This window comes from Salinicola sp. RZ23, assembly GCF_003206675.1.
Lineage (GTDB): Bacteria > Pseudomonadota > Gammaproteobacteria > Pseudomonadales > Halomonadaceae > Salinicola > Salinicola endophyticus.
On record NZ_PZJK01000015.1, the window covers coordinates 116,720 to 129,327 of the forward strand.

Sequence of the window (12,608 nt, forward strand, 5' to 3'; positions counted from 1 at the left end):
GAGAGATCGCACCGGCTTTTTGCGTTCATGGCGTTCATGGCGTTCACGAGCATGTTTTTACGCATCTTCTTTTTCAAGATCTTAGCCAATTGCGCAGCTTGACCAGCAGCAGTTCGCCATCGGACATGTCGCGGCGCTCGGCGAGCAGAGCGCTGAGCGCTTCGGGGCGGTCGGTGATGATGTTGTCGACCCCCATGTCGATATAGCGTGACATGGCGCCGGGGTTATTCACCGTCCACACTGCCACGCCGCGGCCGCTGCCGTGCAGCGTCCGCAGCAGGCTGGGGTTGGCCTGGGTATGGCGCAGGCCGATGATGTCGGCGGGGGTCTCCGCCAGGGCCCCGGGCAGAAGGAACTGCAGGAACAGCGTGGTGCGGATGTCCGGCGCCAGCTGCTTGACCCGCGCTACCACCGACGGCGAGAGCGACGCGATCACCACGTGATCGGCCATGTCGCTGGCGCGGAGCTGGGCGATCACCTGGCGGGCCAGGGCGTCGGCGCTGCGCGGCGCCGGCTTGAGCTCGACATAGAGATCGATACGTCCGCGGGCGCGCGCCAGCAGCGCGGCAAAGGTGGGGATGCGCTCGCCGATGAAGGCATCGCCGAACCAGGCACCGACGTCGACCTGGGCAATCTCGTCGAGGGTCATCTCGCTCAAGCGGCGATCGATGCCGGTGAGTCGGCGCAGGTTGTCGTCGTGGGCGACGATCACCTGGTCATCGCCGCTCAGGCGCACGTCCAGCTCCATGTAGTCGGCACCGGCGTCGATGGCCCCCTCCAGCGCTGCCAGGGTGTTCTCCGGGGCCTGATGCGAGGCGCCGCGATGGGCGGTGATACTGACCGTGTCGTTGATCTCGAAACCCTGGAGAATCCATCCCGCCTGAAGCAGCGCGAACGCCAGGACCAGAATCTCCGCGCCCCAGGCGATCACCCCCGAGCGGCGCGGTGCGGGTTCGCTGTCGAGTACCGGCGTGCGCCCGCTGGCGCGCTGGAACAGGGTGGTGACCAGCAGGCTGTTGGCGCTGACGCCGAGGAAGGTGAGGGCGATGGTGGCCACGATATAGAGCGCCAGGTAGGCGAGCATGGCGGGGATCAGTACGCTCGCACGCTCGGGCAGGTGCCCCAGCAGCGGTCCGCCGAGGGCGTTGAACAGCAGGCTGAAGGCGATCGGGATCACTGCCACCGATAGCGCCATGGCGAGCACCAGCAGCGCCATGCGCCAGCGCCGCTGGCGGGTCAAGTGACGGCTGCGGGTGAGCGCCGCCATCGGCCCCAGCTCCTCCAGCACGAGTGCCGGCAGGGCGAGGAACCAGCGCAGATAGAGCGTACCGGCGAGCAGTGCCCAGACCAGCAGCAGCGGCAGCGCCAGAGCGAGGAACTGCCACAGCGCCACGGGCAGCACGCGAAGCAGTACATAGGGTTCGGTGTCCCCCAGCAGCCAGGCATAGAGATGGGCCACGCCGAGGGCGAACGGGGTCGCCAGCAGCAGATGCGCACCGACCTGGAGAAAGGCCAGCGCGGCCAGCGCCGGGAAGCGCCGTAGCACATGCCAGAGGGCGCCCATGGCGACCCGATAGCGCCCGCCGTGGCGGCTGGAGACCACGCGCATCATCCCCGCCTGCTGCAGGAAGATCAGCAGAAAGCTCAGGCCCAGGGCCGCCAGCAGCCATAACAGGCCCCAGGCGGAGAGCGCGATATCGACGATCTGGCCGTTGCTGAGCACCGGCTGGCCGATACGCTTCAGCAGTCCGGCCAGGGTGCCTGCGGAGAGCGGCACCCAGAGCGCAGTGGCCAGCAGGGTGAAAAAGAGATGAAAGGCGATGAGCGCGCGCCAGTGTACGGCGATCTGGCGCGTGATGTCCTTGATCAGCGGGCGAGGGGCAAGCATGTCGCGGTCGTCGACGTCCTGGTCAGTGTGGGGTCATCTTCCTTGTGACCCTGTCAGTCTTGTCTTCAAAGTGTCATCGGCGCAAGGGAATCGCTGCATAAATACCTGCACGGAATCGGCGTCCCCAGCGTATGGCTGCGTTACGCGGTACTGGGACGCCAGTCCGGTCGAAAGCTCGCCTGACCCCATGTTATGTCTCGCTTGACGCGTTGCCTTCGGCAACTTGCCCTGACGGGCCGCCCTGCGGGCGTTCTCTACGCGTTGCTGCGAGTCTGCGCTCCGGGCGCCTTGCCCTTCATCTCGTTCGGCGATTTATTCAGCGTTCCCAAGTCGCACAAGTGATTCCCCTGTCCGAAAGGAATTGTCATCCGCGGGAAACGCCAAGGCCGCCCGCAGGCGGCCTCGGTAGCGCAATGGCTCTGGGTCAGAACTGCCAGCCCACCGAAGCTGTGTAGGCGTCGACCTTGTAGTCGCTGTCGAAGTCGTAGCGCTCGTACTCGGTACGCAGCAGCAGATGCTGGTAGTGGTACTGGATACCGGCGCCGTAGACCGGATCGATGCCGTCGTTGTCGTCGAGGTTCGAGCCTGCGCCTAGATCGCCCCGGGCATCGACGTTCCACTTCGCCATACCGGCCTTGGCGAACACCTCGAAGCCGGCGGGCAGCGGATATTTGCCGATCAGGTTCAGGCCGTAGGCGCGGGTCTTGAGGTCGACCACGTTGCCGCCGCGGATGATGTTGGGTTTGCCCAGGTCGGCGTAGAACGCCTCGGTGGCAAAGTACGGGTTGTACTCGTAGCCCACGAACGCCTTGTAGACGCTGTCGTCGTCGTCCACATGGTAGCCGCCGCCGCTGGCACCGGTGAAGTGGCCGACATCGCTGTCGCTACTGGTCACCTTGCCGTAGCCACCGCCGATACCGACATACAGGCCGTCGGCGTTGGCGGCCTGGGCGGCAGGCGCCAGCAGCATCGGCGACAGCGCCAGCGGGAGTGCCAGCCAGGTATTGATCTTCATGTTTTCCATCTCCATCCCGTTGATGAACGCTGTTCTTTTATCTAAAAACTCTAATTTGCTACCCGTCCCGGCGCAAGCCCGGTGCGGCCCTGCGTCGTCCGGTTTGTCGCCGGCGCGTAGGCGCGTGACAATGGGGCGGTCATCCACCCGCGACGAGGCGCTGCCGTCATCGACTTCTTTCGCCCCCTCGACACGCTGCGATGCCTGGCCGCCGGTCGTCTGCCAGGCCGCCGTCGCCCACGGCGTGTCGTGCTGTGTGGCTGCGAGTCACGCCACTACGGCTGGTTGCGTGACCTCAGCGCGACTCACGCGGTGATCGCCATGGTCACCGAGGCGCCGTGGCAGCACGCCACCGAGGTCGAGGGCGTGCGACTCTATTACCCCAGCGAGGTGTTCTCGCTGTGCCACCGCTTCGAGGTCGACTACCTCGTCTACGCCACGCCGGCGGAGCGCAGCGCGATCGAGCGCGCCGCGCCCGCTGCCCACGTCTGGCAGGCACGTTGGTGCCACGGCATCGAAGGGCTGCTGACGCCCTGATCACACACCGGGGGTTGCGTTCTGGCGGCGGCGACTGCGCATAAAAAACGCCCCGCGCGGTGCGGGGCGTTTCGGTAGCCTCTTCATGAAGCTGCGAGCATCGGAAGAGTCGTATCAGGCTTCCTGGGCGACCGGAATGACGGTAGCGGCCGCTTTCTGGAAGTCCTCGATCTCATGGAAGTTCAGATAGCGGTAGATCTCGCCCGCCATCGCATCGAACTCACCCATGGTCGCTTTGTACTCCTCGACCGTCGGCAGGCGGCCCTCGACGGCGGCAATCGCCGCGAGCTCTGCCGATGCCAGATAGACATCGGCGCCGTCACCGAGACGGTTGGGGAAGTTACGGGTCGAGGTGGAAACCACGGTCGACTTCGGCGCCACACGTGCCTGGTTACCCATGCACAGCGAGCAACCCGGCATCTCCATGCGGGCACCGGCTTTGCCGTAGATGCCGTAGTAGCCCTCCTCGGTCAGCTGATGTTGGTCCATCTTGGTCGGCGGCGCAAGCCACAGGCGCGTCTTCAGGCTCCCCGCAGGCTGCTTCTCGAGCAGCTTGCCGGCGGCGCGGAAGTGGCCGATGTTGGTCATGCACGAGCCGATGAAGACCTCGTCGATCTTCTCGCCGGCAACCTCGGAGAGCAGACGCGCGTCGTCCGGGTCGTTGGGGGCGCAGAGCACCGGCTGGTCGAGCTCGCTCATGTCGATCTCGATCACCGCGGCGTACTCGGCGTCGGCGTCGGCGCGCATCAGGCTGGGATCTGCCAGCCATGCTTCCATGCCCTGAATACGACGCTCCAGGGTGCGGGCGTCGCCGTAGCCGGCGCTGATCATCCACTTGAGCAGGGTGATATTGGAGGTCAGGTACTCGGTCACGCTCTCCTCGGAGAGGGTGATGGTACAGCCTGCGGCGCTACGCTCGGCGGAGGCGTCGGAGAGTTCGAAGGCCTGCTCGGCGGTGAGATCCTCGAGACCTTCGATCTCCAGAATGCGCCCGGAGAAGATGTTCTTCTTGCCCGACTTGGCGACCGTCAGGTGCCCCTGCTGGATCGCGTAGTAGGGGATCGCATGGACCAGGTCACGCAGGGTGATACCCGGCTGACGCTTGCCCTTGAAGCGCACCAGCACCGACTCCGGCATGTCCAGAGGCATCACCCCGGTGGCCGCGGCGAAGGCGACCAGGCCGGAGCCCGCCGGGAACGACACGCCCAGCGGGAAGCGGGTGTGGGAGTCGCCGCCGGTGCCCACGGTGTCGGGCAGCAGCATGCGGTTGAGCCAGGAGTGGATGATGCCGTCACCCGGACGCAGCGACACGCCGCCGCGGTTCTGGATGAAGTCCGGCAGGGTGTGGTGGGTCTCGACGTCGACCGGCTTGGGATAGGCGGCGGTGTGGCAGAAGGACTGCATCACCAGATCGGCCTGGAAGCCGAGACACGCCAGATCCTTGAGCTCGTCGCGGGTCATCGGACCGGTGGTGTCCTGGGAGCCGACCGTGGTCATCTTCGGCTCGCAGTACATGCCCGGACGCACGCCCTCGAGGTTGCACGCCTTGCCGACCATCTTCTGGGCCAGGGTGAAACCTTTGCCGGTATCGACCGGCTGCTCCGGCTTGCGGAACACGTCGGAGGCGGGCAGGCCGAGCTCGTCGCGCGCCTTCTCGGTAAGGCCGCGGCCGATGATCAGCGGAATGCGGCCGCCGGCACGCACTTCGTCGAGGATCACCTGGGTCTTGAGCGCGAAGGTGGAGATGACCTCATCGCTGTCGTGGCGGGTCACCTTGCCTTCATACGGATAGACGTCGATGACGTCGCCCATCTCGAGCTTGTCGACATCCATCTCGATCGGCAGGGCGCCTGCGTCTTCCATGGTGTTGAAGAAGATCGGTGCGATCTTGCCGCCGAAGCAGAAGCCGCCGGCCCGCTTGTTGGGGACGTGGGGGATGTCGTCACCGAAGAACCACAGCACCGAGTTGGTCGCCGACTTGCGCGAGGAGCCGGTGCCCACCACGTCGCCCACGTAGGCGACCGGGAAGCCCTTGGCCTTGACCGCTTCGATCTGTGCCAGCGGGCCCTTGCTGCCCGGCACTTCCGGCTCGATGCCGTCGCGCGGGTTCTTGAGCATGGCGTTGGCGTGCAGCGGGATATCGGGGCGCGACCAGGCGTCCGGCGCCGGCGACAGGTCGTCGGTGTTGGTCTCGCCGGGCACCTTGAACACCGCGATGCTGATCTTGTCGGCCAGCGCCGGCTTGGCCAGGAACCACTCGGCCTCGGCCCACGACTCGAGCACGCTCTGGGCCACGGCGTTGCCGTTCTTGGCCCGCTCGGCGACATCGTGGAAGGCATCGAACATCAGCAGGGTGTGCTTGAGCTGCTCGCCCACTTCCTGGGCCAGCTCGCTGTCGTCGAGCAGCTCGACCAGGGTGGCGATGTTGTAGCCGCCCTGCATGGTGCCCAGCAGCTTGACCGCGTGGATCTTGTCGATCAGCGGCGAGGTCGCCTCGCCCTTGGCGATGGCGGTGAGGAAGCCGGCCTTGACGTAGGCGGCCTCGTCGACACCGGGCGGTACGCGATCGGTGATCAGTTCGAGGAGAAATGCCTCTTCACCGGCGGGCGGCTGCTTGAGCAGCTCGACCAGTTGGACGGTCATTTCGGCGGTCAACGGTTTCGGCGGCACGCCTTCCTGGGCGCGCTCCTCGACATGTTGGCGGTAAGCTTCGAGCACGGTTGAACCCTCATCTAATGTCAGAGCCCGCAGCGAGAGCGGCGGTGGCAGCGCGCGACGGCCCCGCCGGGAGCGGTGGGGAGGGCGGCGGCAAACGACCGGCTGCGGTGGGCGCTGCGCAGTCTACGTGAAACTGTCGACAATGTTAAGGCGAGGCGCGCAAGCCCCGCCATGGCGCCGCTCGGCGGGTGACGCGCCGGCCCGTGACGGGGCTCGCCGCGCCGACGACGGTGTACGTGGAGACATTTGCGCAGGCTTTCCCTAACATGAGGCCGCCCGAGATTGCCCACGGACGACATCGCCATGACCGCTTATACCGCTACCGAGACCGACGCCACGCTGCCGCGGGAGCTGCTCGAGTTCCTGCCCTGCGCGACCCCCGAGAGCTGGATCGAGGCGGCGCTCGCCAATCCGGCACTGCTGCTGATCGACCATGCCCAGTGCGAGAAGAAGGCGGCCTCCACCGCCATGAGCCTGATGTTCCGCTATGTCGATCGCCCGGAGCTGTTGACCAAGATGTCGCAGCTGGCGCGGGAGGAGCTCCTGCACTTCGAGCAGGTGGTGGCGATCATGCAGGAGCGGGGGGTCGACTATAGCCATCTGCAGGCGTCACGCTACGCCGAGGGGCTGCGGCGTCACGTGGCGCGCGACGAGCCGCAGCGACTGATCGACATCCTGATCGTCGGCGCCTTCATCGAGGCACGCTCGTGCGAGCGCTTTGCGCGGCTGATCCCGCGGCTCGACGCGCAGTTGGCCAAGTTCTATCGCTCGCTGGTGCGCTCGGAAGGGCGCCATTTCGAGGACTATATCGGCCTTGCCCAGCGCTATGCCGGCGCGCCGGCGGTGGCGGAACGGATTGCCTGTTTCTCCGCCCATGAGCGTGCCCTGATCGAGGACACGGACACCCACTTTCGCTTCCATAGCGGAGTGCCGGCCGCGGTATGACGGCGGCTGACGCCAGCCGCGGGCGCGGCGCTGGGCCCCTTCGAGGAGATGCATGACTCGGCCATCCGCTACCACGACCCTGACCCTGTTCGGGCAGTTCGGCCTGCGCCAGGATGCCACTACGCTGACCCAGTTCAGCTACGACAAGGTCAAGGCGCTGCTGGTCTATCTGCTGCTGCAGCACGGTCCGGTCAGCCGCGCGCAGCTGGCGGCGCTGCTGTGGCCGGACCAGAGCCTCAAATCCGCGCGGACCAACCTGCGCCATGCGCTGCACTCGCTGCGTCACGCCCTGGGTGAGTGTGGCGCGGCGTCGCTGACGGTCACCCGCCAGACCATCGCCTGCGTGCCGCCGACGTCGGTGGCATGGGACCTGCGCGAGATCGAGCGTGAGCTCGCGCTGGCGCCGGATGTCGCACGGCTCGAGAAGCTCTTGAATGACTACCGCGGCGAGCTGGTGGCGGAGCTGGCGCTGCCCCAGTGCCAGGCCTTCAGCCACTGGCTGACGCAGGCGCGCGGCGACTGGCGTGACCGGGTGATCGATTACGCCGAGCGTACCCTGGCCAAGGTACGGACGCTGCCCGAGGCGCTACTGCGGGTGCTGGTGACGCGCTTTCCCGAGCATGCGGCGTTCCAGGAGCAGCTGATCCGCTGCCTCGCCGGTCATGGTCAGGTGGCCGCCGCACGTGAGTGCTTCCACTCCCTGCTGCGTCAGCTGGCGCTCTCCGGCGAGCAGCCCAGCGCCGGCTTCCTGCAGTTCGCCGGCGACTGGTCGGACGCCATCCCGGCGGCGGAGCGTGCGGTGCCGCCGCCGGCTCCCGCGGCCCCGATGGCCGGCTACTCGGCGGCAGAGATCGACTTTCGTCAGGTGGCGATCATGGCGATCGCACTCAAGCCACCGGAGAGCGGCAACGATATCGGTGAGGCGCTGGCCTGCCTGACCCTGCAGGATCAGCTGTTCCGCTGGTTGGAGACCCAGTGTCATCAGCTCGGCGGCTTCTGGCAGGCGGCGGTGGGTAGCGGGGTAGGGCTGGCCTGCTTCGCCACCCACGGCCCGACACACCAATTGGCCGAGCTGGTGGCGCTCTACGATCACTGTCAGCAGGGGCTCTCGGCGCAGGTCGCGGCGTGCTGGGAGGGCAGTGTGCCGCCGCCCGCCTTTACCCTCTGTGCGGGACTGGATAGCGGCCGGGTGATCTGGCTGCCGGAGCGCCGCACCATCGATCCGCTCGGCGACGTCACCCAGGTCGCGCTGGCGATGCTGGCGATGGCCGAGCCGGGGGAGCTGATGATTTCGCTCAATGCCAGCCAGCACCTGCCGCCGGCGTTCGATCTGCAGGCGCGGCTGACGCCGCGTCTGCTGAGCGCCGATGGGCGGGTCGTGCGGCGCGCCCTGGCGTTGGCGTCCGGCGACGGCGGACGGGTGGCCCGAGTGCCGAGCCTGCTGGGGCGCGATGCCGAGTTGCGCCAGCTGCGTGACGCCCTGGCCCGAGTGGCGCTGGGGCTGCGTCAGAGCCTTCTGGTGCTGGGCGATACCGGGATCGGCAAGTCGGCGCTGATGATTCGTTTCCGCGAATGTCTGCAGCACGAGGACGTCGCGCTGTTCTGGCGCCAGACCACACGGCTGTCGAGCCAGACGCCCTATGCGGTGGTGCAGTCGCTACTGCGCTGGCATCTCGGCGCAGAGCCGGCGCTCGCCAGCCTGGAGGCGTTGATCGATGCCACGCCGACCCTGGCCAAGATCGGCGTCGAGCGGCGCCGCCTGCTGCTCGACGTGCTGGTGCGTGAAGTCACCAGCCGCGAGGCGGCGGAGGAGGCGGTGGAGTTGGTCAGCCATCTGACCCAGTCGTTGATCCTGCGGTTGACCGCGACGCGCCGGCCGCTGGTGATGATCATCGACGATCTGCAGTGGCTCGACGAGCCTTCACTCAAGGTGCTTTACAACCTGCAGGTGCGCTTGCCGATCCACTCCTCGCTGCTGCTGCTGGCCTCGCATCAGAACCGCGAGATGCCCTCGATCCGGCTCAACTGGGACCAGCAGATCGCGCTCGGTCGCCTGGGGGCCGAGCAGTCGGCCGAGATGCTCGACGTGCTCGCCCGGCGCCACTGCCTGACGCTGGATCCGTCACTGCGCGAGCAGCTGATCGCGCGCTGCGAGGGCGTGCCCCTCTATCTGCAGGAGATCTGCCGCTGGCTCGAGATCGATCGCCGGGAGGGGCGCACCCTCGATGCCGCCGCCTTGCCGCGCGGGCTGCTCGGCTTGCTCGCCAGTCGTATCGATCAACTGCACCAGGATCGCAGTGTGGCGCACATGGCGGCGGTGTGCGGACGCCAGTTCGAGACCGCGCTGCTCAGGGCGTGTCTCGACACGACTGATGCGGCGCTGCGGGCGGCACTCGAGCAGATGCGCCGGCTCGAGATCATCGAGCCGTGCGAGGCCGCCCCCTTCGATTTCCAGTTCACCCACCCGCTGTTGCACGAGGCCGCCTATCTGTCTTGCCCCCAGGATGTGCGCGTGACCCTGCACGGCCGCCTGGTAGCGCTGATCGAGTCCCAGCGCCCGGCCTGGATCAGCCGCCATCCCGGCGATTTCGCCGAACACCTGCAGCGCAGCGGTGACCCGGGTCGCGGCGCACGCTACTTCGAGATGGCGGCGCGTGGCGCCCTGCGCGCCAGCGCCAATCGCACCGCACTGCGCCTGGCCGAAGCCGGACTGGGCTGTCTGGCTCGTGGCGTGGGCGGGGCGGCCGAAAGGCGTATCAGCCTGCTGACGGTGCAGGGTCAGGCCTACTACGCGCTGGAAGGGCATGGTTCGCGTCCGGCCCAGGCGTGCTTCATCGAGGCGCAGCAGCTGTGGCGCGATGGCCCCGCCCAGGAGGAGGGTGCCGAGGATCAGGCCTTCCTGGTCACCTGGGGGCTCTGGGTCGGCGCCAGCCAGCGTTACGCCAACCGCGATGCCGACGCCCTGGCCGAGCACCTGCGCGAGCTGGCGCAGCGGATCGACGACCCGCGCTACCGTCGCCTGGCGCTCTATGCCCGCGCCTATGGCGAGTACTGGAGCGGGCAGGTAGGGCGGGCCTTCGAGCATCTGGAGCAGATCGATCCACTGCACCAGCCGATGGTGCTCGAGTGGCTGCCTTACTCCGATCACCCGCAGGTGGCGGCCAGCTGCTACCAGAGCTGGGCGCTCTGCCTGCGCGGCGATTACCGTCGCGCCGAACAGCAGATGGAGGCGTCGATCCGGCTGGCGGAGAGCATTCGCCACCCGGCGTCGCTGGCCATGGCGCTGATCTTCGCCGCCTCTCTCTACCGTCAGTTGGGGCATGTCCATCTGGCCCTGGAGCGCGGCCAGCGTGCTTTCGAGATGACCCGCTCGCGGGATCTGCAGCGCTGGCATCTGGAGGCGCTCTGCGTGCTCGGCTGGGGGCAGGCGCTGGCGGGTGATACGGCCGGGCTGGATCAGGTCGAGGCGGGGGTCGAGCGGTTGATCGAACTCACCGGCCGGGCCCGCCACCAGCGCGCCTCGCTATGGTACGGCGATGCCTGTCTGGCGCTCGATCAGCTCGAGCGTGCGGCGCACTACCTGCTGCCGTGTCTGGAGCAGGCCCGTGACAACCGCTCGACCATGCTGCCGCAGCTGCTGCTGCAGATGGCGCGGATCCAGCATCGTCAGGGCCGGCCGCTGGCCGAGATCGAGGCGCTGATCGCCGAGGCGAGAACCTGGGCGGAAGAAGCCAGCTGTGCCCACCTCGAACTGCACAGCCTGGCGCTGTGGCTGACGCTGGTGAATCCCGACGATGCCGAGAGCCAGCAGGCGCTGCGCTATCGCCTGGGCGAGGTCGCGCTCTCCGATGCGCCGGTACTGATTCGCTGGCGCACGCTGCTGGACAACGTCAGCGCCGACGCGCGTCCGCCGCAGCGCCCCCGACGTGGCCGCCGGGCCGCCTCGACCCGGGCGCGGCATGGCTGATACGCGGATGGCCGGCAAGAGGCGCGCCTCCGGGGAGGTGACACAGCGGGATAGGCAAGTGCTCCGCGGCTTAGGTAGCGGCGTCGCAAGATAAACGGTGCGCCAGGAAGTTGGCGCTGGGGAACCGCTGGCCCCGCCGCCCGTGGGCGGGCTCAGGCGGGGCAGCTTGAGGGAAGGGCAGGTTCAGGCCAGGGCAAACGACTCCAGTGTCAGGCTGTCGCCCTCGACTCTCAGCTGCCAGCCCTGATTCGGCCGCCAGTCGCCGATGACGTAGCGCTGGGCGCGCTCGCCGTCGACCTCCAGCTCGTGCACCGCCGGGCGGTGGGTGTGGCCGTGGATCAGCAGCCGCGATTCATGCTCGCGCAGCGTGTCGACCACCGCCGCCGGGGTCACATCCATGATGTCCTCGGCCTTGTTGGAGTTGGCCTCGCCGGACTGCTGGCGCAGCTTGCGCGCCAGCGCCAGGCGCTCCTCCACCGGCAGCGCCAGGATCTGTGCTTGCCACGCCGGGTCGCGGGCCTGGCGGCGGAAGGCCATATAGGCGCTGTCGCCGGTGCACAGGCTGTCACCGTGCATCAGCAGCGCGCGTTGGCCGCCCAGTTCCACCACGGTGGGGTCTTCGAGCAGGGCGCAGCCGCTGTCGGCGGCGAAGGCTTCACCGATCAGGAAGTCACGATTGCCGTGCATGAAGGCGAGTCGCGTGCCGGCGTCGTGGCAGGCGCGCAGTTCGGCGATGATGTGCTGCTCGAACTCGCCGCGGTAGTCATCGCCGATCCAGGCTTCGAACAGGTCTCCGAGAATGGTCAGCGCCGACGCCTCGCGGGCGGGGCCGCGCAGGTAGTCGATGAAACCCTGGGCGATCTCGGGCTGGTCGGGTTGCAGATGAAGGTCGGCGATCAGCAGTTGCATGGCGGACTCGATGGCTGTGGCGGTCGGTAAGGCGTTAGGGGGCGGCGAACGGTGGCCGTTCAGACAACTTCGGCGCGTTCGATGATGACATCTTCGACCGGCACGTCGCTGTGCATGCCGCGGCGCCCGGTGGCCACCTGACGGATGCGCTCGACCACGTCCATACCTTCGACGACGTGACCGAACACGCAGTAGCCCCAGCCCGGCAGGCTCTTGTCGCGGTGGTTGAGGAAGTCGTTGTCGGAGACGTTGATGAAGAACTGCGCGCTGGCCGAGTGCGGGTCCTGGGTACGCGCCATGGCAACGCTGCCCTTCTGGTTGGTGAGGCCGTTGTCGGCTTCGTTCTCGATCGGCGCCCGTGTCGCTTTCTGCTCGAAATCGGTGTCAAAGCCGCCGCCCTGGACCATGAAGCCATCGATCACACGGTGGAACAGGGTGCCATCGTAGTGGCCGTCGCGGACGTACTGCTCGAAATTGGCCGCCGTCTTGGGCGCCTTGTCGGCGTCCAGCTCGAGTTTGATGATGCCGTGATTGGTGTGCAGAACGATCATGATATTTCCTGAGCGAAAGGGCGTGTTCCGGGCCGGCGCTGGCTTGGCGCCGGGACCGCGCGTCGCGCTATAATAGCC

At 67.4% G+C, this 12,608-nt stretch carries 8 protein-coding genes; 3 read left to right on the plus strand and 5 right to left on the minus strand.

Going from position 1 to position 12,608, the window contains the following annotated elements; all coding sequences use genetic code 11:
* Positions 1-73: 73 nt before the first annotated feature.
* Positions 74-1,888, minus strand: coding sequence for a glycerophosphodiester phosphodiesterase (locus DOM67_RS15345; protein ID WP_110677493.1), 1,815 nt, complete (start codon positions 1,886-1,888; stop codon positions 74-76).
* Between the two features lie 424 nt (positions 1,889-2,312).
* Complete coding sequence (locus DOM67_RS15350; RefSeq protein WP_110677495.1) at positions 2,313-2,903, minus strand: outer membrane beta-barrel protein; 591 nt, start codon at positions 2,901-2,903, stop codon at positions 2,313-2,315.
* A gap of 249 nt (positions 2,904-3,152) precedes the next feature.
* Here DOM67_RS15350 and DOM67_RS15355 point away from each other — a divergent pair, with 249 nt between their 5' ends.
* A complete protein-coding gene (locus DOM67_RS15355) occupies positions 3,153-3,440 on the plus strand; it encodes a hypothetical protein (protein WP_157958877.1) in 288 nt (95 codons plus the stop codon).
* Between the two features lie 114 nt (positions 3,441-3,554).
* Here the strand turns inward: DOM67_RS15355 and acnB are convergent, their stop codons facing one another.
* On the minus strand, positions 3,555-6,158 hold the full coding sequence (gene acnB, locus DOM67_RS15360) for a bifunctional aconitate hydratase 2/2-methylisocitrate dehydratase (RefSeq protein ID WP_110677499.1): 2,604 nt from the start codon (positions 6,156-6,158) through the stop codon (positions 3,555-3,557).
* A 303-nt stretch (positions 6,159-6,461) separates the two neighbouring features.
* Here acnB and DOM67_RS15365 point away from each other — a divergent pair, with 303 nt between their 5' ends.
* Positions 6,462-7,103 (plus strand): tRNA-(ms[2]io[6]A)-hydroxylase, encoded by a 642-nt coding sequence (locus DOM67_RS15365; RefSeq protein WP_110677501.1) that lies wholly within the window; start codon positions 6,462-6,464, stop codon positions 7,101-7,103.
* Positions 7,104-7,155: 52 nt separating this feature from the next.
* Entirely contained in the window at positions 7,156-11,070 is a 3,915-nt protein-coding gene (locus tag DOM67_RS15370; RefSeq protein ID WP_110677502.1) for an AAA family ATPase, read from the plus strand.
* Positions 11,071-11,253: 183 nt separating this feature from the next.
* Here DOM67_RS15370 and DOM67_RS15375 read toward each other — a convergent pair whose 3' ends face one another.
* Positions 11,254-11,979, minus strand: coding sequence for a UDP-2,3-diacylglucosamine diphosphatase (locus DOM67_RS15375; protein ID WP_110677504.1), 726 nt, complete (start codon positions 11,977-11,979; stop codon positions 11,254-11,256).
* Positions 11,980-12,038: 59 nt separating this feature from the next.
* Positions 12,039-12,530 carry a peptidylprolyl isomerase gene (locus DOM67_RS15380; protein WP_110677506.1) on the minus strand — a complete coding sequence of 164 codons (492 nt, stop codon included), beginning with the start codon at positions 12,528-12,530 and terminating at the stop codon, positions 12,039-12,041.
* Positions 12,531-12,608 lie beyond the last annotated feature (78 nt).